Source organism: Mycolicibacter terrae, assembly GCF_010727125.1.
In the GTDB taxonomy this organism is placed as follows: Bacteria; Actinomycetota; Actinomycetes; order Mycobacteriales; family Mycobacteriaceae; genus Mycobacterium; species Mycobacterium terrae.
Map to the genome: position 1 here is coordinate 1,811,038 of NZ_AP022564.1, position 13,985 is coordinate 1,825,022.

At 64.0% G+C, this 13,985-nt stretch carries 12 protein-coding genes; 2 read left to right on the top strand and 10 right to left on the bottom strand.

The window, feature by feature from the left end; all coding sequences use genetic code 11:
- Nucleotides 1–77: 77 nt before the first annotated feature.
- The 4 genes from mimD to G6N23_RS08920 form a co-directional block, all read right to left on the bottom strand.
- Nucleotides 78–395, bottom strand: coding sequence for a propane 2-monooxygenase effector subunit MimD (gene mimD, locus G6N23_RS08905; protein ID WP_197701547.1), 318 nt, complete (start codon nucleotides 393–395; stop codon nucleotides 78–80).
- Nucleotides 396–529: 134 nt separating this feature from the next.
- Entirely contained in the window at nucleotides 530–1,699 is a 1,170-nt protein-coding gene (locus G6N23_RS08910) for a ferritin family protein (RefSeq protein ID WP_085259605.1), read from the bottom strand.
- 27 nt (nucleotides 1,700–1,726) lie between these two features.
- A complete protein-coding gene (locus G6N23_RS08915; protein WP_085259604.1) occupies nucleotides 1,727–2,782 on the bottom strand; it encodes an NADH:ubiquinone reductase (Na(+)-transporting) subunit F in 1,056 nt (351 codons plus the stop codon).
- 89 nt (nucleotides 2,783–2,871) lie between these two features.
- Complete coding sequence (locus G6N23_RS08920) at nucleotides 2,872–4,548, bottom strand: ferritin family protein (RefSeq protein ID WP_095173903.1); 1,677 nt, start codon at nucleotides 4,546–4,548, stop codon at nucleotides 2,872–2,874.
- A gap of 198 nt (nucleotides 4,549–4,746) precedes the next feature.
- On the opposite strand from G6N23_RS08920, the gene G6N23_RS08925 reads away from it, so the two are divergent.
- Complete coding sequence (locus G6N23_RS08925) at nucleotides 4,747–4,983, top strand: hypothetical protein (RefSeq protein ID WP_095173901.1); 237 nt, start codon at nucleotides 4,747–4,749, stop codon at nucleotides 4,981–4,983.
- Nucleotides 4,984–5,002: 19 nt separating this feature from the next.
- Here G6N23_RS08925 and G6N23_RS08930 read toward each other — a convergent pair whose 3' ends face one another.
- The 6 genes from G6N23_RS08930 to G6N23_RS08955 form a co-directional block, all read right to left on the bottom strand.
- Complete coding sequence (locus tag G6N23_RS08930) at nucleotides 5,003–7,234, bottom strand: thiamine pyrophosphate-binding protein (RefSeq protein ID WP_234808497.1); 2,232 nt, start codon at nucleotides 7,232–7,234, stop codon at nucleotides 5,003–5,005.
- Between the two features lie 141 nt (nucleotides 7,235–7,375).
- Nucleotides 7,376–7,726: a hypothetical protein gene (locus G6N23_RS08935; RefSeq protein ID WP_085259601.1), complete on the bottom strand. Its 351-nt coding sequence runs from the start codon at nucleotides 7,724–7,726 to the stop codon at nucleotides 7,376–7,378.
- Between the two features lie 59 nt (nucleotides 7,727–7,785).
- Nucleotides 7,786–9,384 carry a GMC family oxidoreductase gene (locus G6N23_RS08940; protein ID WP_085259600.1) on the bottom strand — a complete coding sequence of 533 codons (1,599 nt, stop codon included), beginning with the start codon at nucleotides 9,382–9,384 and terminating at the stop codon, nucleotides 7,786–7,788.
- A gap of 48 nt (nucleotides 9,385–9,432) precedes the next feature.
- On the bottom strand, nucleotides 9,433–9,897 hold the full coding sequence (locus tag G6N23_RS08945) for a gluconate 2-dehydrogenase subunit 3 family protein (protein WP_085259599.1): 465 nt from the start codon (nucleotides 9,895–9,897) through the stop codon (nucleotides 9,433–9,435).
- 29 nt (nucleotides 9,898–9,926) lie between these two features.
- On the bottom strand, nucleotides 9,927–10,463 hold the full coding sequence (locus tag G6N23_RS08950) for a YbhB/YbcL family Raf kinase inhibitor-like protein (protein ID WP_085259598.1): 537 nt from the start codon (nucleotides 10,461–10,463) through the stop codon (nucleotides 9,927–9,929).
- 359 nt (nucleotides 10,464–10,822) lie between these two features.
- The gene (locus G6N23_RS08955) at nucleotides 10,823–11,098 is read right to left on the bottom strand and encodes a hypothetical protein (RefSeq protein WP_085259597.1); all 276 of its coding nucleotides are present in this window, start codon (nucleotides 11,096–11,098) and stop codon (nucleotides 10,823–10,825) included.
- Between the two features lie 130 nt (nucleotides 11,099–11,228).
- On the opposite strand from G6N23_RS08955, the gene G6N23_RS08960 reads away from it, so the two are divergent.
- A complete protein-coding gene (locus G6N23_RS08960; protein WP_085259596.1) occupies nucleotides 11,229–13,982 on the top strand; it encodes an aminotransferase class I/II-fold pyridoxal phosphate-dependent enzyme in 2,754 nt (917 codons plus the stop codon).
- The last annotated feature ends 3 nt before the right edge of the window (nucleotides 13,983–13,985 follow it).

The following is a 13,985-nucleotide window of genomic DNA, read 5'->3' on the forward strand; positions in this document are numbered from 1 at the left end:
GGATGCTCTTTCAGTTGGCTGGTGCTCGGGCCGGTTGTGGGTGGGCCGGCGGGGCCGACCGGCCCACCCACGACGTCCTAGTCGCGGACGACCAGGTCGAAATCGAGGTACTCGGCTGCATCCTCGGGGTTGGCGAATACGATCGCGCGGTCGTCCAGGAAGACCATCCGGCCGTAGTGGGTCGACATGTTGGCCTCGAACTCCGCCTGGTCGAACCAGCCGGCTTCCTCACCAGCTGCCTCGTCCATCTCCGCGTAGAGAATCTCGATCCGGTTCGTGCCGTCGACACGGATCAACGAGGGAAGCGGAGAGGTGACACTGACGTTGTCCTTGCCACGCATGACATCCGCCATGACCTCGCCGACCTGGTTGTTCATCAGCGTGAATCCGCACATGTTCGACGGCGTGCTGTCGACCTTGTACGAAGTGGGCACCTTCTTTTTCAATGGGTTCTCGGGTGACGTCGTCGTGCTCATAACAGGAGGCTCCTCAGGGGGTTAGGCGGGGTGTTGGACCGGATGGCCGGTGTTCACTGTGCGAGTTCTTTGGGAAGGTCGAGGCCAAGGCCGGCAACGAGTTCGCTGAACCGGTTCTTGACGCGATCCAGGCACTCCTCGAACCGTGTCGGCTTCACATCCGGTTGGGACCACAGCGGTTGCAGGGTGCGTGCCGCCGTGATGCAGCGGGGGACCCAGGCGGCCAGCCAGGATTGCATGGTGTCCTTGTTGTGGGCTGCGAATTCCTTGTCATCGACGAGCAGCTGGAACAGGTGAGTCGTGTACTGCAAGTCACGCTCGGCGAAGTCGTATTCCTCGGCGCCCATGAGGGTCGGGGTGATGAAGTCGCCGTTGCCCGGTGCGGCCTGCTGCACCAAATGGCTCCGGAACAGCTCGCCGATCAGCGGCTCGAAAACGATGTTGGTCGCAAAGATCGCCTCGGCCCAGTCATTGGTGGCGGTCAGCATCTCGGTGGTCTCCCGCACGCCCTGCCAGGCGCTGTCGGTGTTCCACGCGGACAGGTGCGCCGTCCCGTCGAAGCCGTCGAGCTCGTCGGTGAGGGTCATGTTGTACAACGCCAGCTCTTGCGCCATGCGCAGCCGGTGCATGCCGTTGATGGCGAATGCGGTGTTGTGCATGTTCGTCGGGCCACGCCGGTTGTTCTGGACAAAGACATGCATGCCCAGTCCGTGGTTCACGTGCATCCACGCGCCTACGTGGCGAGCGACGAAGTCGATCCAGTTGGTGCGCCACTGCTCGAATGCCTTGGTCTGGCGGGCGGCGTCGATGTTCTGGGTCAGCTGCCGCACCACGCTCGCGTTGTAGCGGTACATCGTGAGCTCCCAGCCCTCGTTCGGGTCCCGGAACTCATGCCAGCCGTGCGCCGGCCAGCCGTGGCCCTGCCCGCCCGATCCCGGGCTGCGTACCGGTTCGCTGCGGTCGGAGCCCCAGGCCTTGAGCGCCGTCCAGTCGAGTGGATATCCGCCCTTGCCGTCCGCGAACGAGTACAGCCAGCCTTGAGCCAGCCAGCGGCGAGGGTCGGGCTGTACGTCGACGGTCACGTCTTCGTAATGCGACTGCTTGCGTTTACTGGGTTCGAAGTAGTTGTACCTCCGCGAATCGGAGTCGGGGAACTCCTTCGCGCCGGCCTCGGCGTCGGTGAATTCGAGTCGAGGCACGCTGCGTTCGGACGTGACGGTCATCAATTTCTCCTTGGTTGATGGTGAGTGTTAGGAGTTTTCGGGTTCACCGGTGGTGGTGAACTTGTCAAAGAAGATGCGTTTCTCGTTGGCTCCGAGCGAGGGCAGAATCTCGAGAGCCGCCTCCACCATGGGCGGAGGACCGCAGATGTAGACGTCGGTGCCGTCGAGGTTCGTCTCATCGCGGCGGACGACATCGGTGATGAAGCCGGTCGCTCCGTCCCAGTCGCTGTCGCCTTCCGCATCGGAGAGCGCGGGGATGTAACGGAAATCGGAAAACGTCGATTCGAAGCCGTGCAGTTCGTCTTCGAAGCACAGATCGCTCTCCGTGCGGGCGCCGTAGTAGAAGCGCGCCGGCCGGTCGATGCCGCGTTCGGCCATCGAGCGGAGCAGGGAGAGGATCGGCGCCATGCCGGCGCCTCCACCGAGAAACAGCAGATCGGCGCCGGGATTGTCACGCAGGGTGAACATGCCGTAGGGGCCGTTGATCTCGAGGCGGTCACCCACCTCGATCTGATTCTCGAGGATCTGCGAGAAGAAGCCGTCCGGGTAGATCTTGATGACGAACTCGAGCAGGTCGCTCTCGCCGTTGCAGGTATTGGCCATCGAGAACGACCGAAACGTGTCGGTGGCGGGTATCTTGAAGTCGACATACTGCCCTGGGAAGAACTTCATCGCCGGCGGATCGACCAGTCGCAGAACAAGATTGCAGAGATCGCGGGTGACCTTCTCTTTCGACACCACCTCGACCGTCGCGTCCTGGATCGGTATCCCCGACTTGATGACCTCCTCGTCGTAATTGAGCAGCTCGATCGTCAGGTCGCCGTACGCGTGCGCACGGCAGAGTAGGACGTGTCCTTCGTCGCGTTCGAAGTCGGGCAGGGCGAATGTCGAATACTTGTCGTGCTCGACATCGTCCGGGTCACCCTCCAGGAGGAACGACTTACACGCGGCGCACTGTCCCTCCTTGCAGCCGTGCATCAGCATGATGCCCTGGTCGAATGCGGCTTGCAGGATCGTCTTACTTTCGGGCACCTTGATCTCGAGGTCCACCGGTTCGAAGCGCACGAGGTGCTCTTCTGCCATCGTCTTCTCCTTCAATTCCTTACTGGCCCAAGGGGGAGGGATGTTCGGGGCGCGCTGTGGCCGAAACATCCCTCCCCGTCATGGAACCGCTACGCGGTGCGCTTCGCGCCCGGGACCGCCGCCGGGTCTGCGTAACGCCCACCGGGGCCGCCGAGTCGGTAATCCTTAGCCCACAGATCACGCTCGGAATCGGTCATTTCGTTGATCAGGACATTGGGACTCTGGGCCGGCGGAGCCTTCCGGATGTCGTCAAGCGTCCACATGTCCTTCGGGTCCAGACTCAGGTGAGGCTGTGCGGTACACGTCTTGCCGTCGGCGCGCACGTACCCGCCATCCGCCATGAGATCGGCGTTGTTCCAGCCGTGGTAGAGCGTCTCCCATTCCCGAGCGCCGGTCAGCTTGCCCATGTTGGGCGTCGGACGTCCGTTGTAGGTCTCCCGGAAGGCAACCGCGTCGGTCCAGTAGCAGTTCTCCGAGCAGTACGTCCGCCACTGGTCGTCGACCTTCTCGCAGACCATGTCTTCGCGGATCATGCAGGGAACCATGCATGTCCAGCAACGGTGCGGGTAGTAGTAGTTGACGTCTTCGTAGGCGATGGGCAGATTCCCACGCGGCTTCGACAGCCGCGCATAGTTCTCCCACCAGGCGCCGTACTTGTCGTACCAGCCCGGGTACTTGTACTCGAACCACTCGAAGTCCTTGTCGGTCATCGGGTCGATTCGCCAGTAGTTCCACATCCAGCCGGTGGCGAAGAACTGGGCGGTCTCGTGGATGTAGCCCTTGTTCCAGATACGGTTCCAGGACTCTTCGACCACATCGTGCGGAATCTTCAGTCCGTACTTTTCGAGAGGAACGAGGTAGCTACGGTAGTAGTCGTCGTAGATCCACCGGCGCCACATCTCGGCGTAGCTTTCGCGGTCCTTGCGCCGGTCCTTGGTGCCGTACTCGATGAAGGTGCCGATCGCCGCGTCGACGACGCAGTGGTTGTTCCACCATGCGTAACGCAGGTCGCGCTCGAGCAGTTCACGATTGTCCTCGTCGGACAGCGCCATGAGCAGGGTTGCGTAGCCGTTGCTGATGTGGCGTGATTCGTCGGACTGCACGGAGTGGAACACCGTGGGAAGCAGGTAGTCTCCGTTCGCCGCCGCCTCGCCGGGCATTGCGACGAACAAGACGTTGGTGAATGCCGTTTCGGCGACGAGTTGCAGATAGATGTTGGCCGCCGTGATCGCATCACCCGTGATGAACCCCTCCGCGAATTGGCGCCCGATGGTGCCCGCGTAGTTGTTCTGGAAGCACCGGAGGCTCGAGTTGAAGCCGGCCGGGTCGATGTAGTTGTTCATGTAGATGCGCTTGAGATTCTGTTGAATCGTCGAGTGCCGCACCTCGTCGATCATCTGAATCGCCAGGGTGTTGTGCAGTTCGGGGTTCGGAACCGTGTCCACCAGTAGCGGCATGGCCCGGGCGGCCGAGATCTCCGGCAGCGGGATGATCGACAAGAAGAGTTTCTGCCACTCCATCCAGCGCTCCTGCACCTGCCGGAACATGTTGCCCCGGATAGCACCGTCGGCGGCTCCGTAGACCCGGTGGTCCTTCTCCTCCTGCATCGGGAAGTAGGACCGGAGCACCTGCTTCAGCGGGTCTTTCTTGTTCGCCTTGTGGAACTTGTAATCGGTCCCGTACTGCGCCACCGGCTCGTGATACAGGGGGTCCCAGGACAGTTCTTGTATTTTCTGGTGGGCCCTCGCCACGCTTTGACGTGTCATCGCCTCTCCTTTTATCGATTGGGCTGTAGTCGCCTGAGCGTGCGGTCCGCTCGCGTCTACCGGGATCAGAGTGCAGTAGGGCCTACTGCTCGAGCGTCTTAAATTGAGACATCGCACACTATGTGGGGCCGCCTACCGTCAAGTCGTTGCCGTGAAGGAATCAACGGAGGTCCGGCCGTGAAATTGTCAGCGGATTCAGTGCCAGTCGCGTATAACCCCTGGACGATCGTCAACCTGGTGTTCAAGCACTTGGCGGAACAGGGGCTGGGTCCTGTGATCGGTCAGCAGGATCCCTCGATACCCGCGGGTGAGTTGCTGGGCGCGCTGGGCATCGTCTCGTCGCCCATTCCCGACGCCCGCAGTACGCGGCGTCGCGATGAGGAGCTGGCCGCCCTGCGCGACCAGTTTCTCCCCGACCCGTCGGCGCCGGCTTGACAGCTCGGGGCCTCACGCATCACGCGATGACGTCGAGTGCGGCGCGAACGATGGAATCGGTGTCTATGCCCTGGTACCGGTAGACCTCGTCGAGGTCGCCGGATTGGCCGAACCTGGTGGCTCCCAAGGCCACGATGGGTACCTGGTTGACGGCGCTCAGGAAGGCCAGGGTGTGGGGGTGGCCGTCGAGCACCACCACCATCGGCGCCGACCGCGCGGCGGGGAAGACCTGTTCGAGGACCCAGGTCGGTGCGTCGCACAAACCACGGCGCGCCTGGATCGCGTCGAACAACCGGCTCGGGCTCGTTACGCAGACCACCTCGGCGCGGATTCCCGACTCGGCCAGCCGGTCCGCGGCCTCGAGTGTTTCGGTGATCATGGCCCCCATGCCGACCAGTTGCACCTGCGGGCGATTGACGGGGCGCAGCGTGTAGGCGCCGGCCAGCACCTGGCGGCGGCGCCGTTCCCGGGCGGCCGGATCTGACGGCACCGCCGCCAGGGTCTGGTCGACCGGTCGGGTGGACAGCCGAAGATACGAGGAGCTGCCGCCGGGATGCCCCAAGCGTGAAATAGCCTCTAACAGGGACCATTCCACCTCGATGGCGAACGCCGGTTCGTAGCTGACGCAACCGGGCTGCTCTATTCCGATCGACGGTGTCTTGATCGATTGATGCGCACCGCCCTCCGGGGCCAGGCTGACGCCGGAGGGCGTGCCCACCAGGATGGATTGTCCGCCGGCGTAGATGCCGAATGACCATGGCTCGAGCGCTCGTTCGACGAACGGGTCGTAGAGCACACCGATCGGAAACAGGGCGTGACCCCACCGGCTCCAGGTGGCGCCGAGCTCGCTCATCAGCCCCACCAGGTTGACCTCGGCGATACCGAGCTCGATGTGTTGGCCCGTCGGCTTCTCACGCCAGTGCATGATCGTTTCGGGGTCGTCGGCGAACCAGTCCGGTCGTTCAGTCGGCGACCACACGCCGACCTTGTTCAGCCACCCGGCCAGGTTGGTAGAGGAACTGACGTCCGGGCTGACTGTGACGACGCGCCGGGCCACCTGTGGCGCCTCCCTGGTCAGGTCGAGAAGCGCTCGTCCCAGCGCGGCTTGTGTCGTCGAGACGCCCTTCGGCGTTCGGCCGATATCGGTGGGCACCAGCGGTGGCGCGACGTGATCAGGCTCGCGGCGGTGCAACCGTGCCGCGGCCATGGCGCATAAGAGTCCCGCGGGGGAGTCCGGTTCAAAACGGTCCCAGGGCTTCTCCGGGTTTGCGCCCAGATCGGCAGCCAGCCGGCGGAACTGTTCAACCGTCAGCAGCGAGGAATGGTTCTGCGGATGGCCCTGCGAGGGCAGCCCGTAGCCCTTGACGGTGTAGGCGATGATCACCGTCGGCCGCGCGTCGTCGATCTGCGCGTAGGCGGCGCGGAGCGCCTCCAGGTCGTGGCCACCGAGGTTGCTGATCGCGTCGGTGAGGGTGGCGTCGTCGAGATCGGCGATCAGTCCTGAGATCGCGTCGGCGTCGGCCCCGTCGCCCGGCAGCCGGGTGCGCAATGTCTCCGGGTTGCAGCGCAGCAGCCGTTGGTATTCGGGATTGGGCATTTCCAGTAGCCGGGTGCGCAGGGCCGAGCCGCCGGGTTGCGCGAACAGCCTTCGCAGCAGACTGCCGAACGTCACGACGATGACCTGCCAGCCTGCGGCGGCGAACATCGCCTCCAGCCGCCCCGCGGCGATACTGGGGACGACGCGGTCCAGCGACTGTCGATTCAGATCGATGATCCACACGACTTCGCCGAGTTCGGCGGTCGAGGGATCCATGATCGCCTCCCACACCGCGCCCTCGTCCAACTCAGCATCTCCGACCAGGGAATACTGCCGGCCGGAGCCGGTCTGACCGGCGACCGTGTTGACATAGCGCCGGGCGACCGCGCCCCAAATCGGTGCGGTGGCACCGATGCCCACCGAACCCGTGGAATAGTCGACGGGGTCGGGATCCTTGTCCCTGCTCGGATAGGACTGCAGGCCGCCGAATTCTCGCAGCGTCGTCAGGTATTTCCGGTCGAGATTTCCCAGCAGGTAGTTGATCGCGTGGAGCACCGGTGCCGCATGCGGTTTGACCGAAACCCGATCCTCTGGACGCAGCTGGTCGAACCAGAGCGAGGTCATGATCGTCACCAGCGATGCGCACGACGCCTGGTGTCCGCCGACTTTGATCCGCGACGGGTTCGGGCGAACCACGTTGGCGTGGTGGATCATCGCTGTCGAGAGCCAGAGCACCCTGCGCTCCACGTCGGCGAGCGGATCAACGGACCGTGCGAGTACATCGGGGGCTCGATCGCCCGCATCTTCGGCCACCGCGTCGGTCACCGGAGTTCGTTGAGGCATCGGGCGTAGTTCTCACACACGAGACAGCAGCGGATCGCCGCCTCTGGTGCGCCCAATCTCCACCCAGATCTGGTCGTTCAGCAGCGTCACTCGCCGCCAGCCTGTCCGCTCATGGGCCCAAGCCTGGTCACCGATGGTCACCACGTCTCCGACGGACAAGGTGTGATCGCGCCTGAATCTGTGGTCCTTTCCCCAAAGTGCCTTCGGCGCATCACGATTGAGTTGATCGGCCACGATGGACAATAATGTCTGGACCGTGTCCGGTGTCGCCTCCGCATCCATGCTGATACCGAACTGCGCCACCTGACGGAGCTGGTCGTCGGCATGGAACGGAATGGGTGACTCATTGAAATTGTGAAACACCCTGACCTGAAGCTCAGTCCGCGTTGTTGATCTCCCGCACCCATCTGCACACGCCATGGCTACCCAGACATTTCCTCGGCCATCACCGACGTGATGTATTCCGCCTGTCGGATCGCCAGAGCACTGATCGTCAGAGTCGGATTCTCCGACCCACTCGTGGGAAACACGCTGCCGTCGGCGATGAACAGGTTCGGCACCTCGTGGGCCTGCCCGAACTCGTTGACCACCGAGCTGCTTGGGTCCGTACCCATCCGGCAGGTGCCCATATTGTGGGTGGCCGGGTAGGGCGGTGTGTCCCAAACGGTGGTCGCGCCGCCGGCGGTGTAGAGGTCGCGAGACCTACCCCAGGCGAATTCACGCATAGCCGAGTCGTTGGGGTGATCGGCGTAGTTGACCACCGGAATCGGCATACCGAACTGGTCCTTGCGGTCCGGGTCGACGGTGACTCGGTTGTCGGCTTGCGGCATGTCTTCTCCGACGATCCACAGGCCGGCGAGGTGGGTGTAGGACTCCATCATGTCGGCCAGCTGCTCACCCCACAGAGCGCGACTGCCGCTGGTCGATGTCAGCGGCCCCGGAGCCACGAACACGGCGGTGAACGCGGGGCCGAGGAAGATCGTTTCCAGATGGAATCCGCCGACGAACCCGCGCTCGCCGGGCCGGTTGTCGTGCCATTCGTCGACCATCCCCATCATGGTGATGCCCTTGTAGGCGTGTACCGGCTGCTGGAACTTGGCGAAGCTGGAGGCGGTCAAGTGCCGCATGTAGTAGCGGCCGACCGCGCCGCTACCGTTCGCCAGGCCGTCTGGAAAGCGTGGGGTCGCCGAGTTGAGCAGCAGTCGAGGTGTCTGGATGCTGTTCCCCGCGACAACGACATACTGGGCCTTCTGTTCGACGATTCGCCCGGTCGGATCGGCATACACCACGCCGCTTGCGCGCCCATCGTCATCGGTCGTGATGGTGAGGGCCTGGCAATTCGGTCGCAGATCGAGCCAACCGGTGTCTTCGGCGGTCGGAATCGCTTCGAACAGGCTGCTCCACTTGGCCTGATTGCGGCAACCTTGGAAGCAATAGCCGCGTTGCGTACAGATACCGCGACCCAGATAGTCCTCGGTGGTGATCGCGATATTTCCGGCATGGGCGTCGATTCCCAGGGCGTCGGCTCCGCGCTTGAGGGCGAGGAAATTCGTGTTCCCCTTGGGCAGTCGGGTGACAGCGCCCGCCACGCCGAGAAGTTTTTCGGCCTTGTCGTAATAAGGGGCCAGGGTTTCGTAGTCGATCGGCCAGTCGACGAGGTCGGCGCCTTCCACGTCGCCGTAGGTGGTCTTGGCCTTGAACTCATGAGGTTGCCAACGAAGCGCGGCACCCGCCCAGTGAGTTGTGCTACCGCCGACTGTTTTACAGATCCAGGCTGCGCTTCCGCTGATATCGGGTCCGGTGACGCCTACCGGATCGAGCCAACTCAGTTTGTGGTACATCCCGACTTCGTCTTCTTCGAAGTCGTTGTCGGCGTCCAACCGCGGACCGGCCTCCAGGGCGACTACCCGTACGCCTGCGAGGCAGAGTTCACGGATGACGTTGCCGCCCCCGGCTCCGGTCCCGATTACGACAACTTCAACCGCCTCGTCCAGGGGTACTTTGAGTGGAGTTCTAGCCATGTGGCACCTTCTTTCGATATCCAAGCAATGCGTTCGCGCTTTTCGCGATCAGACCGTGGCCTCGGCCCAATCGAGAACATCAAATCCCTGGTTTATGTAGCCCTGGCCGTCCCGCTGGGCTAATCCCGGATAACCGATGGCCTGCCAGACGATGTGGCGATTGTAAAAATCGCTTACCGTCGCGTAGACGAGCTGTTGGAAGATCGGGCGACCCTCTATTGCGGTGAGTAATGACTTCTGGATTTCTGCAGTTGCCGCGGCGAAGGAGGCTGCCCCATTCTTCACGGCCTGCTGGTCGAGTTCTTTCAGCAGAGCCCGTACCTCTGTCCGCAACGCGGTGGCGGTTGCCAAGCCGGCGTCGAAGCAGAGGGCGGTGTAGAAGACGATATCGCGGAGTTCAGGATCCTTATGGGGGACGATGTTCTCCATCAAAGCCACGAGGTTCGCCGCTTCAGTCGGGACCAGCGCCTGGAACAACAACTCCCTTTGATCCGTCAATTTCTGGTTGGTCATCGTTATTGCCTTTATTTCGTCGTGGGCCGCTACTGCTCGAACGTGGGGACGATCGTCGCGCGCGCGAGGGTGTGGCTGAACAGGTTGAAGCCGAGAAAGGCGGGCGTCGCTTCGGCGGGAAGTCCCAGGCTCGCGACGTCGACGGCGTGCACGGTGAAGATGTAGCGGTGCGGGCCGTGGCCGGCTGGGGGAGCAGCTCCCAGATACCCGGGAAGGCCGGCATCGTTTGCCAGGGAGATCGCGCCGTTGGTGAAGTCGCGCTTTCCTAAAAGACCAATGCCACTGGGCAGTTCGGTCACATCAGCGGGGATATCCGCGAGGGCCCAGTGCCAGAATCCACTTTGTGTGGGAGCGTCCGGATCGTAGCAGGTGACGGCGAAACTCTTGGTCTCCTCCGGGAATCCCGACCAGGAGAGGTGCGGGGAGCAGTCTTCGCCGCCGGCGCCGAACTTCCCGGATGCCTGGGGCATGGGCATCGGCCGGCCGTCGGTGATCTCGGTGCTCGTAACCGTGAACGTCGGTACCTCGGGCAAAAAATCAAAGGGCAGGGGCGGGCGTGCAGCCATTTGTCGAATTCCTTTGGTGGAGGTGGGAAGAGATAACCCGGCAATCAGGAGGTTTGGCGGGGTCGTGAGTGCGCCGGCTGGGCCCTTCGCCATGGCGGTCCATGAGGTCGCCATTGCGATGGGCGCGAACAGCGCCCGGCAATAGCCGTCGTTGGGCTTTACCTGTTCAAATCGCGCCTCCTGCGTGCGTACCGGCGTAGTGCCGGATGGGTTAATGCACAACAGATCTAATCCGTGGATTCGGCGCTTCTGCGTCTCACTCTGAGACGAATCGAATGGTGGCCGGCGCAGGCCCGAGGTCGGGCCGGGGCGGCGGGTACCGTCGAATCACCCGCCTCGACGTCGAAAAGTAGCCGGCGTCAGTGCCGGGGCGGGCAGCTGCCGTTCGGCCCGCGCGGGACGCACCGCACGAGTTCGCCGTCCCGGTCGAGCAGGCGCCACAGGTAAAAGGCGTCGCCGATCTGATTGACGCCCTCGAAGGGGGTGGCCGTCGCCTCGCCGTCGCCGATGACCACCGATTCGTCCTGCACCGCGGCCGCGCATCCGGCGGCGCTCAGGCGGTCGCACGCCTCCTCGGCCGTCTGTGCTCCGGCCAGCGCGGAGGTATAGGCGTCGATCTCGGCGATATCACCCACGTGACCGAGGCTACCCACGGCCGTGTCGCAGCGACATGGTCTTCGGTTTCTCGATCGTGGGGCCAAAGCCCCTAGCCGGGCGTCGGGCGAAAGCGCCCCGTCCCGAACAGACTCAGGCCAGACTGGCTCTATGAGCCCGGACAGCGACGGGCAGCGCCGGCGGTTGCGGGTCTCGGCGCTGGCGGCGGTGGCGAACCCGTCGTACTCCCGCGTCGACACCTGGAATCTGCTGGACGACGCCTGCCGGCAACTGGCCGAGGCTAATCGGACCGGCCTGGACACCACCCACCACGCCGCCCGGGTGAAACGCCTGCTGGACCGGCTCGGCGCCTATGAGCGGTACTGGCTGTTCCCCGGCGCCGCGAACCTGGCCGCCTTCCGCGGCCACCTCGAGACGATGGCGACCGTTTCGCTTCGCGATCAGGTGTCGCTGGTGGTACGGCTGCTGTCGGACTACGGGGACCGGGCGGCGCTGTTCGACCTCGGCTCGCCGCTGTCCGATCAGGAGCTGGTGGCCCAGGCCCGCCAGCAGCAGTTCTACACCGTGCTGCTGGCCGACGACTCGCCGCAGGACGTCCCCGAGAGCCTCGCGGAAAGCCTGCGCGCGCTGCGCAGGCCCGACGACGAGGTGCAGATCGAGTTGCTCGTGGTCTCCAGCGTCGAAGACGCCGTCACCGCCGTCGCCCTCAATGGTGAGATCCAGGCGGCGATCGTTCGGCACGATCTGCCGCTGCGGTCGCGCGACCGGGTGCCGCTGATGAACACGCTGCTCGGCGCCAACGACGACGCCGGGATCATCGACTGCGGCCGCGATGCCATCGAATGCGGCGAGTGGATGCGCCTGCTGCGACCCCACATCGACCTCTACCTGCTCACCGACGAGTCGATCGCCGCCGATACCGAGGACGAGCCCGACGTCTACGACCGCACCTTCTACCGGCTCAATGACGTCACCGACCTGAACAGCACCGTGCTCGCCGGCATCCGCAAGCGTTATGCCACACCGTTCTTCGACGCGCTGCGGGCCTACGCCAACGAGCCGGTCGGCCAGTTTCATGCGCTTCCGGTGGCGCGTGGCGCGAGCATCTTCAACTCGCGCTCCCTGCAGGATATGGGGGAGTTCTACGGCCGCAACATCTTCATGGCCGAGACCTCGTCGACATCCGGCGGGCTGGACTCGCTGCTGGACCCGCACGGCACCATCCGAGTCGCGATGAACAAGGCCGCGCTGACCTGGAACTCCGACCGCACCTACTTCGTCACCAACGGGACCTCGACGGCCAACAAGATCGTCGTGCAGGCATTGACCCGGCCCGGTGACATCGTGCTGATCGACCGGAACTGTCACAAGTCGCACCACTACGGTCTGGTGCTGGCCGGGGCGTATCCGATGTACCTGGACGCCTATCCGCTGGCGCCGTTCGCGGTCTACGGCGCGGTGTCGTTGCGCACCATCAAACGCGCCCTGCTCGACCTGGAGGCCGCCGGGCAGTTGCACCGGGTCCGGATGTTGTTGCTGACCAACTGCACGTTCGACGGCGTCGTCTACAACCCGCAGCGGGTGATGGAGGAGATCCTGGCGATCAAGCCGGACATCTGCTTCTTGTGGGACGAGGCGTGGTACGCGTTCGCGACCGCGGTGCCGTGGGCCCGGCAGCGAACCGCGATGGTTGCGGCCGAACGGCTCGAGACCATGCTGTCCTCGGCCCGCTACGCCGGGGAGTACGCGGCTTGGCGGTCCACCATGGCGGGTATCGATCGAGACCAGTGGAGCGAGCACCGGCTACTGCCCGACCCCTCGGCGCGGGTGCGGGTCTATGCCACCCACTCCACCCACAAGTCGCTGTCGGCGCTGCGCCAGGCGTCGATGATCCACATCCGGGATCAGGACTTCAACGCGCTGGCCCGCGAAACGTTCACCGAGGCGTTTCTGACCCACACCTCCACCTCGCCGAATCAGCAGCTGCTGGCGTCGCTGGACCTGGCCCGCCGGCAGGTCGACATCGAAGGCTTTCAGATGGTCCGCCGGGTCTACGACATGGCGCTGGTGTTTCGCCACCGGGTCCGCAAGGACCGGCTGATCAGCAAGTGGTTCCGCATCCTCGACGAGGATGACCTGGTGCCCGACCGGTTCCGGTCGTCGACGGTCAGCTCCTATCGGCAGGTCCGGCAGGGCGCGCTGGAGGAGTGGAACGAGGCCTGGCGTTCCGACGAGTTCGTGCTCGATCCGACCCGGGTCACCCTGTTCGTCGGCAAGACCGGAATGAACGGCTATGACTTTCGCGAGAAGATCCTCATGCAGCGGTTCGGGATTCAGATCAACAAGACGTCGATCAACTCGGTGCTGCTGATCTTCACGATCGGTGTGACCTGGTCCAGCGTGCACTACCTGCTCGACGCGCTGCGACGGGTTGCCACCGAATTCGACCGGAGCTGGAACGCGGCCAGCACCGACGATCGCGCCCTGCAGCAGCGCCGCGTCGTGGAGATCACCGAGGATCTGCCGCCGCTGCCCGACTTCAGTGAGTTCGATCATGCGTTTCGGCCAAATGGCGCAAGCTCATTCGGGGATATGCGATCGGCGTTCTACGGCGGCTACGAGGAGTCCGACCGCGAACATGTGCTGCTCGGGGATGCAGGCCGCCGTGTCGCCGACGGCAAGACCCTGGTGTCGACCACCTTCGTCGTGCCCTACCCGCCCGGTTTCCCGGTGCTGGTCCCCGGACAGGTGATCTCCAAGGACATCCTGTACTTCCTCGCCGAACTCGACGTCAAGGAGATCCACGGCTACAACCCCGAGCTGGGGCTGGCGGTGTTCACCCCGGAGGCGTTGGCCCGTTTCGCGCACGCCCGCGGCAGCGATTTGCCTCACCGCGATTGTTAACCG

Excerpts from the sequence above, each read along its gene's own strand:
- G6N23_RS08930 (WP_234808497.1), bottom strand. The coding sequence starts at position 7,234 with ATGATCCACCACGCCAACGTGGTTCGCCCGAACCCGTCGCGGATCAAA.
- G6N23_RS08945 (WP_085259599.1), bottom strand. The coding sequence starts at position 9,897 with ATGACCAACCAGAAATTGACGGATCAAAGGGAGTTGTTGTTCCAGGCG.
- G6N23_RS08910 (WP_085259605.1), bottom strand. The coding sequence starts at position 1,699 with ATGACCGTCACGTCCGAACGCAGCGTGCCTCGACTCGAATTCACCGAC.
- G6N23_RS08920 (WP_095173903.1), bottom strand. The coding sequence starts at position 4,548 with ATGACACGTCAAAGCGTGGCGAGGGCCCACCAGAAAATACAAGAACTG.
- G6N23_RS08915 (WP_085259604.1), bottom strand. The coding sequence starts at position 2,782 with ATGGCAGAAGAGCACCTCGTGCGCTTCGAACCGGTGGACCTCGAGATC.
- mimD (WP_197701547.1), bottom strand. The coding sequence starts at position 395 with ATGTGCGGATTCACGCTGATGAACAACCAGGTCGGCGAGGTCATGGCG.
- G6N23_RS08960 (WP_085259596.1), top strand. The coding sequence starts at position 11,229 with ATGAGCCCGGACAGCGACGGGCAGCGCCGGCGGTTGCGGGTCTCGGCG.
- G6N23_RS08940 (WP_085259600.1), bottom strand. The coding sequence starts at position 9,384 with ATGGCTAGAACTCCACTCAAAGTACCCCTGGACGAGGCGGTTGAAGTT.
- G6N23_RS08950 (WP_085259598.1), bottom strand. The coding sequence starts at position 10,463 with ATGGCTGCACGCCCGCCCCTGCCCTTTGATTTTTTGCCCGAGGTACCG.